Source organism: Gammaproteobacteria bacterium (assembly GCA_016716465.1).
GTDB lineage: Bacteria > Pseudomonadota > Gammaproteobacteria > SZUA-140 > SZUA-140 > JADJWH01.
Genome location: JADJWH010000001.1, coordinates 1,356,959 through 1,373,185, shown reverse-complemented (window position 1 = coordinate 1,373,185; position 16,227 = coordinate 1,356,959). Strand labels below are relative to the sequence as shown.

At 66.5% G+C, this 16,227-nt stretch carries 13 protein-coding genes; 9 read left to right on the top strand and 4 right to left on the bottom strand.

The features are described 5' to 3' along the window. Positions 1-100: 100 nt before the first annotated feature. On the bottom strand, positions 101-1,735 hold the full coding sequence (locus tag IPM20_06575; protein ID MBK9131289.1) for an alpha-D-glucose phosphate-specific phosphoglucomutase: 1,635 nt from the start codon (positions 1,733-1,735) through the stop codon (positions 101-103). Between the two features lie 214 nt (positions 1,736-1,949). Between IPM20_06575 and htpG the strand changes: the two genes are divergently transcribed. Then, positions 1,950-3,830 (top strand): molecular chaperone HtpG, encoded by a 1,881-nt coding sequence (gene htpG, locus IPM20_06570; GenBank protein MBK9131288.1) that lies wholly within the window; start codon positions 1,950-1,952, stop codon positions 3,828-3,830. 108 nt (positions 3,831-3,938) lie between these two features. Continuing rightward, entirely contained in the window at positions 3,939-4,922 is a 984-nt protein-coding gene (locus tag IPM20_06565) for a ferrochelatase (protein ID MBK9131287.1), read from the top strand. Positions 4,923-4,944: 22 nt separating this feature from the next. On the opposite strand, the gene IPM20_06560 is transcribed toward IPM20_06565, so the two are convergent. Beyond that, positions 4,945-5,694: a UDP-2,3-diacylglucosamine diphosphatase gene (locus tag IPM20_06560; GenBank protein MBK9131286.1), complete on the bottom strand. Its 750-nt coding sequence runs from the start codon at positions 5,692-5,694 to the stop codon at positions 4,945-4,947. Between the two features lie 51 nt (positions 5,695-5,745). Further along, complete coding sequence (locus IPM20_06555; protein ID MBK9131285.1) at positions 5,746-6,360, bottom strand: peptidyl-prolyl cis-trans isomerase; 615 nt, start codon at positions 6,358-6,360, stop codon at positions 5,746-5,748. A 129-nt stretch (positions 6,361-6,489) separates the two neighbouring features. Here IPM20_06555 and IPM20_06550 point away from each other — a divergent pair, with 129 nt between their 5' ends. Further along, positions 6,490-7,935, top strand: coding sequence for a cysteine--tRNA ligase (locus IPM20_06550; protein MBK9131284.1), 1,446 nt, complete (start codon positions 6,490-6,492; stop codon positions 7,933-7,935). A 63-nt stretch (positions 7,936-7,998) separates the two neighbouring features. Here IPM20_06550 and folD read toward each other — a convergent pair whose 3' ends face one another. Beyond that, on the bottom strand, positions 7,999-8,862 hold the full coding sequence (folD, locus tag IPM20_06545; protein ID MBK9131283.1) for a bifunctional methylenetetrahydrofolate dehydrogenase/methenyltetrahydrofolate cyclohydrolase FolD: 864 nt from the start codon (positions 8,860-8,862) through the stop codon (positions 7,999-8,001). 209 nt (positions 8,863-9,071) lie between these two features. Here folD and leuC point away from each other — a divergent pair, with 209 nt between their 5' ends. From leuC to IPM20_06515, 6 genes are all read left to right on the top strand, one after another. Continuing rightward, positions 9,072-10,472: a 3-isopropylmalate dehydratase large subunit gene (gene leuC / locus IPM20_06540; protein ID MBK9131282.1), complete on the top strand. Its 1,401-nt coding sequence runs from the start codon at positions 9,072-9,074 to the stop codon at positions 10,470-10,472. 17 nt (positions 10,473-10,489) lie between these two features. Beyond that, positions 10,490-10,621 (top strand): entericidin A/B family lipoprotein, encoded by a 132-nt coding sequence (locus IPM20_06535; GenBank protein ID MBK9131281.1) that lies wholly within the window; start codon positions 10,490-10,492, stop codon positions 10,619-10,621. A gap of 85 nt (positions 10,622-10,706) precedes the next feature. After that, complete coding sequence (gene leuD / locus IPM20_06530) at positions 10,707-11,360, top strand: 3-isopropylmalate dehydratase small subunit (protein MBK9131280.1); 654 nt, start codon at positions 10,707-10,709, stop codon at positions 11,358-11,360. Positions 11,361-11,373: 13 nt separating this feature from the next. Further along, positions 11,374-12,450 carry a 3-isopropylmalate dehydrogenase gene (gene leuB, locus IPM20_06525; GenBank protein ID MBK9131279.1) on the top strand — a complete coding sequence of 359 codons (1,077 nt, stop codon included), beginning with the start codon at positions 11,374-11,376 and terminating at the stop codon, positions 12,448-12,450. Positions 12,451-12,498: 48 nt separating this feature from the next. Next, complete coding sequence (locus IPM20_06520) at positions 12,499-13,524, top strand: aspartate-semialdehyde dehydrogenase (GenBank protein ID MBK9131278.1); 1,026 nt, start codon at positions 12,499-12,501, stop codon at positions 13,522-13,524. Between the two features lie 134 nt (positions 13,525-13,658). Next, positions 13,659-16,220 (top strand): hypothetical protein, encoded by a 2,562-nt coding sequence (locus IPM20_06515; protein ID MBK9131277.1) that lies wholly within the window; start codon positions 13,659-13,661, stop codon positions 16,218-16,220. Positions 16,221-16,227 lie beyond the last annotated feature (7 nt).

The window sequence follows — 16,227 nt, the reverse complement described above, 5'->3', positions numbered from 1 at the left end:
GAAACGGCGCATTACTCATCATTACCCATTTCCCAACACCGATAAGAGCCATACCCCGTTCGGGGCCGCGGGTCCGGGTTCGTGTGGCGCGATCCCGGCTTCACGTGATCACCGTCGGTCCTCCCCGGCCGGTGCGCGCGAGCACGCCGGACAGCTTGTTTGCGATGTCGATCAGGTCCTTCAGCGCCACCTGCGTGTCCTCGCCGTGGCGGGCGGGGTCGGCGACATACTTCTCGATGTAGATGCGCAGTGTGGCGCCTTCGGTGCCGGTGCCGGACAGGCGGAAGACGATGCGCGAGCCGTCGGTGAAGCCGAGGCGGAGCCCCTGGCGTTCGGTGACCGATTCGTCGACCGGATCTTTGTAGCTGAAGTCGTCGCCGTAGGCGACCTGGTAGTCGCCGATCTTCTTGCCCGCCAGGGCGGTGATCCTGGCACGCAGCTCATCCATCATCTGCGCGGCGATGCCGGACTCGACCTGTTCATAGTCGTGGCGGGTGTAGAAATTGCGGCCGAAGGCGGCCCAGTGCTCGCGCACGATCTGCTCGACCGGCTGGCGTCGCACCGCGAGGATATTGAGCCAGAACAGCACGGCCCAGACGCCGTCCTTTTCACGCAGGTGATTCGAGCCGCTGCCGAAGCTTTCCTCGCCGCACAGGGTGATCTTGCCGCTGTCGAGCAGGTTGCCGAAGAATTTCCAGCCGGTCGGCGTCTCGTAACAGGGGATCCCGAAGCGCGCCGCGACGCGGTCGAGCGCCTGGCTGGTCGGCATTGAACGCGCCACGCCGGCGAGCCCGGAGCGGTAGCCGGGCACCAGGTGCGCATTGGCGGCGAGGATCGCGATGCTGTCGCTCGGCGTGACGAAGAAGCGCCTGCCCAGGATCATGTTGCGATCACCGTCGCCGTCCGAGGCGGCGCCGAGGTCGGGCGCGGTCGGCCGGTTCATGATCTCCACCAGCTCGTGGGCGTAGGTCAGGTTGGGGTCGGGATGGCCGCCGCCGAAATCGCTCAGCGGCGTCGCGTTGATGACCGTGCCGGGCAGGGCGCCGAGCCGCCGTTCGAGGATCTCGTAGGCATAGGGACCGGTGATGGCGTGCATGGCGTCGAAGCAGATATTGAACATCCCCGCCTCGATCATGCCGCGGATGCGCGGGAAATCGAACAGCGTCTCCATCAGGTCGGCGTAGTCCGTCACCGGGTTGATGATCTGGATGCGGGTGCGGTCCAGCATGATGTCGGCCGGCTTGCCCAGCGCGATGTCATCCGCTTCGAGGATGCGGTAGGCGCGGATGCGCCGGGTCTCGCGGTAGATCGCCTCGCTGACTGGCTCGGAGGCTGGCCCTCCGTTGGGGCCGTTGAACTTGATGCCGAAATCGCCCTCGGGTCCGCCGGGGTTGTGGCTGGCGGAGAGGATGATGCCGCCGTCGGCCTTGTGCTTGCGGATCAGGTTCGAGGCGGCCGGGGTCGAGAGCAGCCCGTTCCTTCCCACCAGCAGGCGCGCGACACCCTGGGCGGCCGCGATCTTGATGATGATCTGGATCGCCTCCTGGTTGTAATAGCGGCCGTCGCCGCCCACGACCAGGCTCTTGCCCTCGCCGCCGCCGATGGCGTTGAACAGGGCCTGGATGAAGTTTTCCAGGTAGTGCGCCTGGCGGAACACCGCGACACGCTTGCGCAACCCGGAAGTGCCGGGTTTCTGTTCCTCGAAGGGCGTGGATTCGACGGTGCGGACACTCATGTTCGTGCGCTCATGCGGAGAGGGTTTTTCCGCCGATTGTGCGTTTTTTTTCCGCCGATTGCCACAGGATTCTGCGGCCGGGACGCCAGGACTTGAATCCGGGCCCCGGCGTCCCTACCATGCTGGCAGCGCCGGGTTTGCCCGGCCGGCGTCCCCCGCGGCGCGCGCGAACCATGATGCCCCGATCCATTGCAACTGGGAGAACACTGCCACGATGACCGCCGATGTGCACAAGGAAACCCTGGATTTCCAGGCTGAAGCGAAACAGCTGCTCAATCTGATGATCCACTCCTTGTATTCGAACAAGGAGATATTTCTGCGCGAACTGATCTCCAATGCCTCCGACGCCTGCGACAAGCTGCGCTTCGAGGCGCTGACCGACGAGGGACTGTTCGAGGGAGACGCCGCGCTCAGGGTGCGCGTCACCTGGGACAGGGAGGCGCGCACCCTGACGGTGGCGGATAACGGCATCGGCATGAGCCGGCAGGAGGTGATCGACCATATCGGCACCATCGCCAAGTCCGGCACCCGGCAATTCTTCGAATCGCTCACCGGCGACCAGGCCGGCGACATGCGCCTGATCGGCCAGTTCGGCGTCGGTTTCTATTCCGCCTTCATCGTCGCGGAGCGCGTCACGTTGACGACGCGCCGCGCCGGCCTCGATCCCGCGCACGGCGTGCGCTGGGAGTCGGCCGGCGAGGGCAGCTATACCCTGGAGACGGTGCCGCATGCCGGTCGCGGGACCGAGATCGTACTGCACCTGCGCCCGGACGAGGACGAGTTCCTCGACGATTACCGGCTGCGGGGGATCATCCGCAAATATTCCGACAGCGTGTCGCTGCCCGTCGAGATGCCGGTGGCGGACAAGACAGGCGAATGGGAGGCGGTGAACCGCGCCGCCGCGCTGTGGGCGCGCCCGCGCAAGGACATCACCGCGGAGGAGTACAACGAGTTCTACAAGCACGTGGCGCACGATTTCGAGGAACCGCTCGCGCACGTGCATACCCAGGTCGAGGGGACGCAGTCGTACATCACCCTGCTGTACATCCCGAAGCGCGCGCCATTCGACCTGTGGGATCGCGAGCGCGGGCACGGCATCAAGCTCTACGTGCGGCGCGTGTTCATCATGGAGGACACCGAGCGCCTGATGCCGAACTACCTGCGTTTCATGCGCGGCGTGGTCGATTCCGATGATCTGCCCCTCAACGTCTCGCGCGAGATACTGCAGCACAACCGCCAGCTCGACGTGATCCGCAGCGCCTCGGTCAAGAAGGTGCTCGGCCTGCTCAAGGACATGGCGGAGAGCGAGCCGGAGAAATACCGCACGTTCTGGGCCGAGTTCGGCCGCGTGATGAAGGAAGGTCCGGCCGAGGATTTCACCAATCGCGAGCAGATCGCGAAACTGTTGCGCTTCACCACCACGCGCGGCGAGGGCGGAACGCAGGACGTCTCCCTCGACGACTACGTCGGGCGCATGAAGCCGGGCCAGGACAGGATCTATTACATCACCGCCGAGAGCGCCCTCGCCGCGCGCAACAGTCCGCACCTGGAGATCTTCCGCAAGAAGGACATCGAGGTGCTGCTGCTGTCCGACCGCGTCGACGAGTGGATGCTGACCGGCCTGACCGAATACGCGGGCAAGCCGCTGCAGTCTGTCGCCAAGGGCGAACTCTCGCTGGGCGGACTGGAGGACGCGGAGGAGAAGCGCGAGCTCGACGCGGTCACCGGCGAATTCAAGGATCTGGGCGAGCGCATGAAGGGGGTGCTCGGCGACAAGGTGAAGGAGGTACGCGTGACGCATCGCCTGACCGATTCGCCATCCTGCCTGGTGGTGGACCAGGACGACATGGGGATGAGTCTGCGCAAGCTGCTCGAGGCCACCGGGCAGAAGGTGCCGGCGACCCCGCCGATCCTGGAGCTCAATCCCGGTCACCCGCTGGTGAAGACGCTCAATCGTGAGCAGCAGGGCGCCCGCTTCGACGACTGGGCGCACCTGCTCTACGAGCAGGCGATGCTGAGCGAGGGCGGCCAGCTGGAGGATCCGGCCGCCTTCGTGCGCCGGATGAACGCGCTGTTGCTCCAATTTGCGGAGTGATCGGTACCTCGGCACGGGCGGTTTCCGCTATGATGCCGGATCACCGCGCGGTGCGCGCGGTTGGTGCTGGACGGGAAACACGGGAGGGTGCGCGTGAGCGAAGACGGGATGGAACGGCGGGGGATCATCGGCGTACTGCTGAGCAATCTCGGGACGCCCGAGCAGCCGACCGCGCCGGCGGTGCGGCGGTATCTGCGCGAATTCCTGTCCGATCGCCGCGTCGTCGCCTTGCCGCCCTGGCTCTGGCTGCCGGTGCTGAACGGCATCATCCTGCAGGTGCGCCCACGCCGCTCGGCGCGGCTCTATGAAGGCGTCTGGACGCCGGAGGGTTCGCCGCTGCTGGTGACCGCGCAGCGCCAGCTGCAGGCCGTGCGCGCGCATTTCGCCGCCGACGAGCGCCTGGTGTTCGCCCTCGGCATGCGCTACGGCTCGCCCTCGATCCCCGCCGCGCTGGAGGAGCTGCGCACGGCCGGCGCCGAGCGCCTGCTGGTGGTGCCCTTGTATCCGCAGTATTCCTCCGCGACCACGGCCTCGACCTTCGATGCCGTCGCGCGCGCGCTCGAAGGCTGGATCCGGGTGCCGGAACTGCGCGTGGTGGCCGACTATCATGCCGAGCCCTGGTACATCCGCGCGCTGGCCGACTCCATCCGTGAGGCCTGGCGCCAGCAGCCGGCAGCCGAGCGCCTGCTGTTTTCCTTCCATGGCATGCCGAGCAAGACCCGGCAGCAGGGCGATCCCTACTATGACCAGTGCCAGCGCACCGCGCGCCTCGTCGCCGCCGAACTCGGCCTCAAGGAGGACCGCTGGCTGGCCACGTTCCAGTCACGCTTCGGCTATGCCGAATGGCTGCAGCCCTACACCGACCAGACCCTGCGCGCCTGGGGCGGCTCCAACGTCGCCAGCGTCGACGTGGTCTGCCCGGGGTTTTCCGCCGATTGCCTGGAGACGCTGGAGGAGATCGCGGTGATGAACCGCGAGCTGTTCGTCGAGGCGAGCGGCGGGCGATTCCGCTACATCCCCGCGCTCAACGAGCGAGCGGATCATATTGAGGGGATCGCGGAACTGATACGCCGCCAGACCCAGGGCTGGTGATGATCCGGCCTGCGTACGCGGCTCAGCCCGCTGGGCGGCTGTCGAGGCTGTCCAGGTCAAAGTTGCCCATACGATAGTTTCCCGCGGAATACTCCAGCGCGCAGCCGTCGCGATACCAGTCGCCGAGGACGTAGCGCCGGGCGGGCGCGCCGTCGAGCGTGAATTCATGGATCGCCTGGCGGTGGGTATGGCCGTGGATCAGGCGGTGCACGCCGTGGGCGCGCATCGCCGCCTCGACGGCCTGCGGGTTGACGTCCATGATCTCCGGCGGTTTGTCGCGCGACAGGCGCGCGCTCTCGCTGCGGTAGTGCCCGGCCAGCGCGATGCGTTCGTCGATCGTCAGCGACAGGACGTGGGCGCGGAACTCCGGGCTGCGCACGCGCGCGCGGTAGGCCTGGTATTCGTGGTCGTCGGTGCACAGCGTATCGCCGTGCATCAGCAGCACGCGCTCGCCGCCGAGTTCGATCACGGCGGGATCCGCGAGCAGCCGGCAGCCGCTCTGCGCGGCGAAGTCCATGCCGGCGAGAAAGTCGCGGTTGCCGTGCATGAAGAAGAGGGTGATTCCGCGTTCCGCGGTCGCGCGCAGTTCCGCGAGCACGGGAGACTGGTCAGGCAGCACGGCGTCGTCGCCGAGCCAGGCCTCGAACAGGTCGCCGAGGATGTACAGCGTGTCGCCGGGACGGAGGCGCCGGCGCAGGAATGCGCGCAACAGCCCGGTCATGGCCAGGCGCTCGGCGCACAGGTGCAGGTCGGAGATGAAGGCGACGGTCATTGACCGTCGCCGGACGGTACGGCGCGGCGGGCGACGCTCAGGCGCCCCGCTTCAGGGCGCCGCGGGCTGGTCTCCGGCGGAGACAACGGTCGCCTTCTCGATGATGACCATGGTCTTCGGCACGTCGCGCGGGATCATGCCGCTGCTGCCGGTGGGCAGGTTTTCGATCTTGTCCACCGTCTCCATGCCGGCGACCACCTTGCCGAACACCGCGTAACCCCAGCCGCTCTGCGTCTGGTCGCGATAATCGAGGAAGGAGTTGTCGACGGTGTTGATGAAGAACTGCGCCGTGGCCGACTGCGGGTTGGAGGTGCGCGCCATCGCAATGGTGCCGCGCAGGTTCTTCAGGCCGTTGTCCGCCTCGTTCTTGATCGGCGGACGGGTCGGTTTCTGACTGTAGTCTTCGGTGAGTCCGCCGCCCTGGATCATGAACCTCTTGATTACGCGGTGGAAGATCGTGCCGTCGTAAAAGCCGTCGCGCACGTAGGTCAGGAAGTTGTCCACGGTGACCGGCGCCTGCGCGCGGTCGAGTTCCAGCGTGATGTCGCCCTGGTTGGTCTGCAGCAGGACGCGGGGCGCGGTGTCGGCGGCGTGCGATGGGTTTGCGGCTATGGTCGTCATGATGAGCAGGAGTTTCCCCAGGGTTGTCGTGAACGGTTTCGGCATGGCGCAGGGCTTTTGCAAGGGTCCGTGAGCCACGCATTCTAGCAGACCGGGTGCAGTTTTGGCACCCGGCGCCGGTTTCGGCTACCATGCCAGCTTGCGCGCATCCTGCGGCGGAACGGACAGGCGACGATGCTCCAGATCTACAACAGTTTGACGCGGCGGAAGGAGCCCTTCCGGCCGATCAAGCCCGGTGTTGTCCGCATGTACGTGTGCGGCATGACGGTGTACGACTATTGCCACATCGGGCACGCCCGCGTGATGGTGGTGTTCGACGTGGTGGCGCGCTACCTGCGCAGCCGCGGCTACGACGTCACCTATGTGCGCAACATCACCGACATCGACGACAAGATCATCAGGCGCGCGACCGAGCGCGGCGAGTCCATCGGGCAGCTGACCGATTTCTTCATCCAGGCGATGAACGAGGACGCCGCGGCGCTCGGCGTACTCCCGCCCGACCAGCAGCCGCGCGCGACGACCTCGATCGACGACATCAAGGCGATGATCGGCGTGCTGGTGGAGAAGGGCTACGCCTACGCGGCCGCCAACGGCGATGTCTATTACGACGTCAGCAAATTCACGAGTTACGGCCGGCTGTCGGGCAAGAAGCTGGAGGACCTGCGCGCCGGCGAGCGCGTCGCCATCGGCGAGGCCAAGGACGATCCGCTCGACTTCGTGCTGTGGAAGGCCGCGAAGCCGGGCGAGCCCAGCTGGGAGTCGCCGTGGGGGCCGGGCCGTCCCGGCTGGCACATCGAATGCTCGGCGATGTCCACCCGCTGCCTCGGCGACCACTTCGACATCCACGGCGGCGGCATGGACCTGATGTTCCCCCACCACGAGAACGAGATCGCCCAGAGCGAGGCCGCCACCGGCCATCCGTTCGTCAACGTCTGGATGCACAACGGCTTCGTGCAGATCGACGAGCAGAAGATGTCGAAGTCGCTCGGCAACTTCTTCACCGTGCGCGAGGTGCTGAAACGCTACAAGCCGGAGGTCGTGCGATTCTTCATCGTCAGCAGCCACTATCGCAGCCCGCTGAATTACTCGGATCAGAACCTCGACAACGCGCGCGCGGCGCTGGATGGCTTCTATCTGGCATTGCGTGGCCTTATCCCGAGCGATACGACCGGTGAAGGAGAGGGATACGTCGCCCGTTTCGAAGCAGCCATGGACGACGATTTCAATACACCGGAAGCGCTGGCCGTCTTGAACGAGCTGCGGACCGAAATCAATCGCGCCAAGGCGGCAGGCAACAGCGCACACGCGAATGCGCTGGGCGGGGTACTGATTCGGCTTGGAACTGGGCTTGGATTGCAGCAGCAGAAGCCTGAAGATTATCTCAAGAGTGGCGCTGGGGTATCCGTCGGCGTTGAAGCGGCGAAGTTATCCATAACGACATATCCTCCTGAAGTTAAGATACAGACTGGAGATGCCAAGATAAACGAACTTGTTACACAGCGAATCGAGGCGCGCAGCCGCAAGGACTGGGCCGAGGCCGATCGCGTTCGCAAAGAGTTGGATGCCCTTGGAGTGATCCTGGAAGATGGTCCACAGGGAACGACGTGGCGCAGAAAATAATTCAGTTGTAGCCTGGATGGGCGCAGCGGAATCCGGGGATAGGTTTGACTCCGTCCTTGGTCCTCAGCCCTGAGCCCTGTGTAAATTCTCCGCCGCCCACAAGGTATTCTCCATCAGCGTCGCCACGGTCATCGGGCCAACGCCGCCCGGCACCGGGGTGATCCACGCGGCGCGCTCGGCCGCCGCCGCGAATTCGACGTCGCCCACCAGCCTGCCCTGCGCGTCGCGGTTCATGCCGACGTCGATGACGATGGCGCCCGGACGGATCCATTCCCCCTTGACCAGCCCCGGCTTCCCGACCGCGACGACCAGCAGTTCGGCGCGCCGCACCTGGGCGGCGAGGTCGCGCGTGAAGCGGTGACAGGTGGTGGCGGTGCAGCCGCCCAGCAGCAGTTCGAGCGACATCGGGCGGCCGACGATGTTCGAGGCGCCGACCACCACGGCGTCGAGCCCGTGCAGCGGGATCCCGGTGTGCTCCAGCAGGGTCATGATGCCGCGCGGCGTGCAGGGGCGCAGCAGCGGCAGGCGCACGGCCAGGCGGCCGATGTTGTACGGGTGGAAGCCGTCCACGTCCTTGTCCGGACGGATGCGCTCGATGACGGTCTCGGAGTCGATGTGCGGCGGCAGCGGCAGTTGGACCAGGATGCCGTCGATGGTCGCATCCCGGTTCAAATCATCAATCAGCTCAAGCAGTTTCTGCTGGGTGATGGTCGCGGGGAGGTCATAGGAGCGGGACAGGATGCCCAGTTCCTCGCAGGCCTTGCGTTTGCTCGCGACGTACACCTGCGAGGCCGGATTGTCGCCGATCAGGATGACCGCGAGCCCGGGCGGGCGCAGGCCCTGGGTCCCGCGCTCGGCGACGCGGCGTCGGATCCGGTCGCGCAGCTCGGCGGCGATCGCCTTGCCGTCCAGCAGGCGCGCCGTCACGGCCGCGGGCTCCGTGCGCGGGCGGCGATCTTGCCGGTCGTGGTCGGGTGCATGGCGTGGTCTCGGATCGGTGTCGGCCGTGAGCCCGGCATCATAGCACGGTGCCCGCGTTCGCGCCGCGTTGATGTGTCAGGCCGTTGAAATACGTTAAGATAGTCGACTGACAAGCGATCGCGCCGGATTCGGTCCGGCGGGCGGCGGGTGCGAAGATGGCTAAGACCCTGTACGACAAACTGTGGGACGATCACGTGGTGCGCGACAACGGCGACGGCACCTGCCTGCTGTATATCGACCGCCACCTGGTGCACGAGGTGACCTCGCCGCAGGCCTTCGAGGGTCTGCGCCTGGCCGGCCGCCAGCCGTGGCGCGTCTCCAGCGTGCTCGCGGTGCCCGACCACAACGTGCCAACCACCGACCGCGCCCGGGGTATCAGTGACCCGGTGTCGCGCGAGCAGGTGGAGACCCTGGACAGCAACTGCCGCGAGTTCGACATTATCGAGTTCCGGATGAATGACCCGCGCCAGGGCATCGTGCATGTGATCGGACCAGAGGAAGGCGCCACATTGCCGGGCATGACGGTGGTGTGCGGCGACTCGCATACTTCGACCCATGGCGCCTTCGGCGCGCTCGCCTTCGGCATCGGTACCTCCGAGGTCGAGCACGTGCTGGCGACTCAGTGCCTGGTCCAGAAGAAGTCCCGCACCATGCAGATCCGCATCGAGGGCCGTTGCGGGCCCGGCATCACGGCCAAGGACATCGCGCTTGCGGTGATCGGGCGCATCGGCACCGCCGGCGGCACCGGCTACGTGATCGAGTACGCCGGCGCGGCGGTGCGTGCGCTGTCGATGGAAGGGCGCATGACGCTGTGCAATATGACCATCGAGGCCGGCGCGCGCGCCGGCATGGTCGCGGTGGACGAGACCACCATCGAATACCTGCGCGGCCGGCCCTTCGCGCCCGCGGGCGAGCAGTGGGAGCGCGCCGTCGCCGCCTGGCGCGGCCTGCAGAGCGATCCCGACGCGACGTTCGACGCCGTGGTGGAAATCGACGCCGCGACGATACAGCCGCTGGTGACCTGGGGCACCTCGCCCGAGATGGTGACCACGGTGGATGGCCGCGTCCCGCGGCTGGAGGAATTTTCCGATCCGGTGAAGCGCCGCGGCGCGGAGCGCGCGCTGGAATACATGGGCTTGACGCCGGGCATGCCGATCCGCGACATCCGGGTCGACAAGATCTTCATCGGATCCTGCACCAATTCGCGCATCGAGGACCTGCGCGCGGCCGCCGCGGTGGTGCGCGGGCGGCACGTCGCGGCCAACGTCAGGCTGGCGATGGTGGTGCCGGGCTCCGGGCTGGTCAAGCGGCAGGCCGAGGAGGAGGGGCTCGACCGGATCTTCACGGCGGCGGGCTTCGAGTGGCGCGAGCCGGGCTGTTCGATGTGCCTGGCGATGAACGCCGACCGGCTCGAGCCGGGAGAACGCTGCGCCTCGACCTCGAACCGCAATTTCGAGGGGCGCCAGGGTCCGGGCGGCCGCACCCATCTGGTCAGTCCGGCGATGGCCGCCGCCGCGGCCATCGCCGGGCATTTCATCGATGTACGGGAAATCTGATCTCAGGGAGCATGAACATGAAACATTGGTTGGCGCTGGGTCTGGTGGCGTTGATGGTGCTGGGGGTGGCCGGTTGCGAAACCATGAAGGGTCTGGGCCGCGACATCTCCAAGGCCGGCGAAAAGATCGAGGGCGCGGCGGACAAATGAGGCCGGGACCGTACAGCATCACGGTGCCTGACGCGTGCGCGGCGCGCGTCTTCGTGTCCGCGCGCGTGACTGAACGAGGGCAGTGATGGAAAAACTCGACAAGCTGACCGGGATCGTGGCGCCGCTCGACCGCGTCAACGTCGATACGGATGCGATCATCCCCAAGCAGTTCCTCAAGTCGATCAAGCGCAGCGGATTCGGGCCCAACCTGTTCGACGAGTGGCGCTACCTCGATCACGGTGAGCCGGGGATGGATATGTCGAAGCGCATCGTCAATCCGGACTTCGTGCTCAATCAGTCGCGCTACCGCGGCGCGACCGTCCTGCTCGCGCGCGACAACTTCGGCTGCGGCTCCTCGCGCGAGCACGCGGTGTGGGCGCTGGCGGACTTTGGCTTCCGCGTCGTCATCGCGCCCAGCTTCGCCGACATCTTCTATAACAACTGCTTCAAGAACGGCGTGCTGCCGGCAGCCTTGCCGGCGCATGTCGTCGACGACCTGTTCACGGCGGTGGAGGCGCATCCGGGCTACGCCCTCGCCGTCGATCTCGCCGCGCAGGAGATCACCACCCCGGCGGGGGACCGCCACGGTTTCGCGATCGACCCGTTCCGCAAGCACTGTCTGCTGAACGGGCTCGACGAGATCGGGCTCACGCTGGAGCACCGCGACGAGATCGCCGCCTACGAGGAGCGCCGCCGGCGGACGGCGCCCTGGTTGTTCGTGACGCCCGCCGGCACGTAAAGGATCGAGACAGATGAGCAAGAAGTTACTGGTATTGCCGGGCGACGGCATCGGCCCCGAGATCATCGCGCAGGCGCTCAAGGTGCTCGCGCGGCTGCAACGCGACTTCGGCCTCGACATCGAGATCGAACACGACCTGGTCGGCGGCGCCGCCTATGAGGCGCACGGGCGTCCGCTGACCGATGAAACCCTGAAGCGCGCGCACGCGGCGGACGCGGTATTGCTCGGCGCGGTGGGCGGGCCGAAGTGGGAGTCGCTCGACATCGCGCTGCGACCGGAGAAGGGCCTGCTCGGCCTGCGGTCCGGCCTCGGGTTGTTCGCCAACCTGCGTCCCGCCGTGCTGCATTCGCAGCTCGCCGGCGCCTCCACGCTGAAGCCGGAAGTGGTCAGCGGGCTCGACATCATGATCGTGCGCGAGCTGACCGGCGGCATCTATTTCGGCCAGCCGCGCGGCATCCGCCGGCTTTCAAACGGCGAACGCCTGGGTTTCAACACTCTCGTGTACAGCGAATCCGAGATCGAGCGCATCGGGCGCGTGGCCTTCGAGACCGCGCGGAAACGTGGCAAGCGCCTGTGCTCGGTCGACAAGGCCAACGTGCTGGAGAGCACTGAGCTGTGGCGCGAGGTGATGACGCAGCTGCAGCGCGACTACCCGGATGTCGCCCTGAGTCATATGTACGTCGACAACGCCGCGATGCAGCTGGTGCGGGCGCCGAAGCAGTTCGACGTCATGGTGACGACGAACATGTTCGGCGACATCCTGTCGGACTGCGCCTCGATGCTGACCGGTTCGATCGGGATGCTGCCGTCCGCCTCGCTGAACGCCACCGGCCAGGGCATGTACGAACCGATTCACGGCTCGGCGCCGGACATCGCCGGCAAGGGAATCGCCAACCCGATCGGCACCATCCTGTCGGTGGCGATGATGCTGAAGTACTCCCTGGGCGCGCCGCAGCTGGCGGAACGCGTCGAGCGGGCGGTTTCCGCCGTGCTCGACCAGGGCGCGCGCACGGCGGATATCCATACCCCGGATATGCGCCGCGTGGGGACCGAGGAGATGGGCGTGGCGATTACCGCGGCGCTGGGATGAAACCCAAAAAATATAACGATACGTATTGAGCGAAAGGATCGAGACACTATGGGCAAGAAGGTGAATGTGGCGGTGGTGGGGGCGACCGGTGCGGTGGGCGAGACCATGATCTCGATCCTCGAGCAGCGCGATTTCCCCGTTGCGGAGCTGTTTCCGCTGGCCAGCAGCCGTTCGGTCGGCAAGCGTGTCGAGTTCCGCGGCAAGTCGATCCCGGTCGGCGACCTCGAGACCTTCGATTTTTCGCGCGCGCAGATCGGCCTGTTCTCGGCCGGCGCCAGCGTGTCCAAGGTCCACGCGCCGCGCGCCGGGGCGGCCGGCTGCATCGTGATCGACAATACCTCGCAGTTCCGCTATGACGACGATATCCCGCTGGTGGTGCCGGAGGTGAATCCGCACGCGATCGCCCGCTATCCCGGTCACAATATCATCGCGAACCCGAATTGCTCGACAATTCAGATGGTTGTGGCGCTCAAGCCGATCCATGACGCGGTCGGCATCGAGCGCATCAATGTCTGCACCTATCAGGCGGTATCGGGCACCGGGCGCAAGGCCATCGAGGAACTGGCGGGGCAGACGGCGAACCTGCTGAATGCCAAACCGATCACGCCTGCGGTCTATCCGAAGCAGATCGCGTTCAACGTCATCCCCCAGATTGACGTGTTCCTGGACAACGGCTATACCAAGGAAGAGATGAAAATGGTCTGGGAGACTAAAAAAATCCTGGAAGATGACGCTATCCTTGTGAACCCGACCACAGTCAGGGTTCCGGTATTTTTCGGACACTCCGAGGCCGTGCACATCGAGACCCGGAAGAAGATCACGGTCGAAAAGGCCCGGGAACTGCTGGAGCGCGCGCCCGGGGTCACGGTCCTGGACCGACGCGAGCCCGGGGGATACCCGACCGCGGTGACCGAGGCGGCGGGCAACGACCCGGTGTTCGTGGGCCGTATCCGCGAGGATATCTCCCACCCGCGTGGCCTGAACCTGTGGATCGTCGCGGACAATGTGCGCAAGGGGGCGGCCTTGAACAGTGTTCAGGTGGCCGAGATTCTGCTGCGGGATTATCTGCATTAAGACCGGTATTGCCGGCTGACGGTGCCGGCGGCGCGCCCAGCCCCTGGGTTTCCTGGCAGGGCATTTGCATGCAACTACAGTGGACGTAACGACGTATGAAAAAGACATTACGCGGACAATCTGACGGAGACGGGATGTTGCACAGATTCACCAGGTTGCTGGTCGTACTTTCCCTGTTGATGCCGCTGGGCGCTACCCCGCTGGGCCTGGGCGACATCACGCTGCATTCGGCCCTGAATCAGCCCCTTGACGCCAAGATCGATCTGACGGCGCTGGGCCAGACCCGCGGCGAGGAGATCACCGTCGCCCTGGCCTCGCCCGCGGCCTTCGAAAGCGCCGGCCTCGACCGTTCCCTGGCGCTCGTCAGCCTCAAGTTCGAGGTGGTGGCGGAAGACGGCGGCGCGCCTTATATCAGAGTGAGCTCCACGGATCCGATCAAGGAGCCGTTCCTGGATTTCCTGGTCGAAATCGACTGGCCGAGCGGGCACCTGCTGCGTGAATACACCCTGCTGCTCGATCCCCCGGTGGTGGTGGACGAGGAGCCGCTGCCGGTTCAGTCCGCGGTCGCGGGGGAGGAGGCCGTCGTATCCGCGCCCGCCCCCGTCGTGTTCGACGAACCCGTTTCCGCCCCCGAATCTCCCGCCGGACAGCCGATGTCCGGCGCCGGGATCCTGACCTTCGGCCCGGTGCAGCGCAGCGATACCCTGTGGTCGATCGCAAGCCAGATGCAGCAGGCCGATCCCGATGCGACGGTGGAGCAGGTCATGATGGCCCTGCTCAAGAACAACCCCGACGCGTTCTACAACGAGAACATCAACGAGCTCAAGGCGGGCTACATCCTGCGGGTGAGCGACCCCGGGTTGTTGACGGCGATGTCCCGCGCCGCCGCCGCGGCCGAGGTACGGCGACAGAACGAACAGTGGATGGATTCGAAGCAGTCCCGCGCCGGCATGGCGGGCGCCACGCCGCAGGGGATGCCCGAGGCGGGACCGGGTGATGTCGCGGGCGCCGGCGGCGGCGATGCCGGACCGCGCCTGCGTCTCAGCGTGCCCGAAGCGACGGCGACCGGCATGGCGCTGGAGGGCGTGGCCGGAGAAGGTGAGGGTAATTCCTCGCCGCAGACCGAGGTTGCCCGCCTGAAGAACGAACTCGCGGCCGCGCTGGAAACCTCCGAGGCCTCGCGCCAGGAGAATACCGAACTGCGCGAACGCCTGGCGACACTGCAGGAACAGATCGATGCGATGCAGCGGCTGACGACGTTGCAGGACGATACCCTGGCGGCCCTGCAGGCCGGCGCCGGCGCGCCCGCCGCGGAAGCCGAGCCGGCGCCGGCGTCCGCCAAGGATGCGACGGAGGGCGGCAAGCCCGCAGATGTCGCGGCCGCGAAGCCGGCGCGCAAACCCGAGGCCCCGGCCAGGCAGAGCGCCGGCGGCGGCCTGCTGGATGACCCCAATATCCTGACCATGGGCGGTGTGGCCGCACTGGCCGTGCTCGTGATGGCGTGGCTGATCATGCGCCGGCGCCGCCGCAGCGCGGCGCTGCTGGAAGAACTCGCCGCGGCGGATGCGGCGAGCGAGGCGCGTGACGACATCAGCCCGCCGGCCTGGGCGGCCGTGACACCGCAACCTGCCGTGGCGCCGGCGGCGCCGCAACAGGATACACCGGCTGCGGAGACCGCGGAGGCGGAAGACACCGGGCTCGATCTGATGCAGGCCGACGATGATGAGATCGACGTGCTGGCCGAGGCTGATGTATATCTCGCCTACCGCCGCTTCGACAAGGCGGAAGAATTGCTGAAGGAAGCCATCAAGGGCGATTCCAACCGTAAGGACCTCGTCCTGAAGCTGCTCGAAGTGCAGGCGGCAAGCGGCAACAAGGGCGCCTTCATTGTCCAGGCGGAGTCGTTCAGGACGATGCTCGGTTCCGGAGACTCCACCCTGTGGGACAAGGTCGTCGTGATGGGCCGGCGCATCGCCCCGGATCACGTTCTGTTCGGCGGTGCCGCGACGACCGTCGCCGCCGCGGCCATGACGGCGGGTGCCGCGCACGCGACCGAGAGTGCCGGCCCGGATCTGGGTGGCGATGATCTGGGCAATGAGCTGCCCGTGCTCGAACTCGACGCGGATATCGCGACCGAGCTGGACAAGCTGGCGGGCGCTGACGACGAGGCCCAGGCGGCCGGCCATGCCGATGAGGCCTCCCCGCTGATGGACATGGACCTTTCCCTCGACGATGCCGTCGTGGCCGAGACGGCGCAGGACGGTTTGAACGATCCGGCCGGGGAAGAAACCCCTGCGGATTCAGCGCCGCAGCACGCCGGATCTTTCGGCAATGCGAGCAACGTGATCAACTTCGGGTCCAGGGCCGGGGTTGGCCAGGGCGCCCCGGGCCTGCCGCAGGAAGATGCGGCGGATGCGTCGACCGGCGCCGGGACGAGCGTCGCGGGGCTGGACCGGGATCTCGACTGGCTGACGGGCGGCGATGAGGAATTCGGTTCGCTCGATGACGCCGAGGGCGACGATTTCAGCAGCCTGATTTCGGGCGAAGACGAGGTCGGCACCAAGCTGGATCTCGCCAAGGCCTATATCGACATGGGCGACCAGGAAAGCGCGCGCAACATCCTGAGCGAGGTGGCGCAGGAAGGTTCACAGGACCAGCAGCGCGAGGCGAACGACCTGATGCGCCAGATTGGCTGACCGGGCG

Excerpts from the sequence above, each read along its gene's own strand:
- IPM20_06575 (MBK9131289.1), bottom strand. The coding sequence starts at position 1,735 with ATGAGTGTCCGCACCGTCGAATCCACGCCCTTCGAGGAACAGAAACCC.
- htpG (MBK9131288.1), top strand. The coding sequence starts at position 1,950 with ATGACCGCCGATGTGCACAAGGAAACCCTGGATTTCCAGGCTGAAGCG.
- IPM20_06565 (MBK9131287.1), top strand. The coding sequence starts at position 3,939 with ATGGAACGGCGGGGGATCATCGGCGTACTGCTGAGCAATCTCGGGACG.
- IPM20_06560 (MBK9131286.1), bottom strand. The coding sequence starts at position 5,694 with ATGACCGTCGCCTTCATCTCCGACCTGCACCTGTGCGCCGAGCGCCTG.
- IPM20_06555 (MBK9131285.1), bottom strand. The coding sequence starts at position 6,360 with ATGCCGAAACCGTTCACGACAACCCTGGGGAAACTCCTGCTCATCATG.
- IPM20_06550 (MBK9131284.1), top strand. The coding sequence starts at position 6,490 with ATGCTCCAGATCTACAACAGTTTGACGCGGCGGAAGGAGCCCTTCCGG.
- leuC (MBK9131282.1), top strand. The coding sequence starts at position 9,072 with ATGGCTAAGACCCTGTACGACAAACTGTGGGACGATCACGTGGTGCGC.
- IPM20_06535 (MBK9131281.1), top strand. The coding sequence starts at position 10,490 with ATGAAACATTGGTTGGCGCTGGGTCTGGTGGCGTTGATGGTGCTGGGG.
- leuD (MBK9131280.1), top strand. The coding sequence starts at position 10,707 with ATGGAAAAACTCGACAAGCTGACCGGGATCGTGGCGCCGCTCGACCGC.
- leuB (MBK9131279.1), top strand. The coding sequence starts at position 11,374 with ATGAGCAAGAAGTTACTGGTATTGCCGGGCGACGGCATCGGCCCCGAG.
- IPM20_06520 (MBK9131278.1), top strand. The coding sequence starts at position 12,499 with ATGGGCAAGAAGGTGAATGTGGCGGTGGTGGGGGCGACCGGTGCGGTG.
- IPM20_06515 (MBK9131277.1), top strand. The coding sequence starts at position 13,659 with ATGTTGCACAGATTCACCAGGTTGCTGGTCGTACTTTCCCTGTTGATG.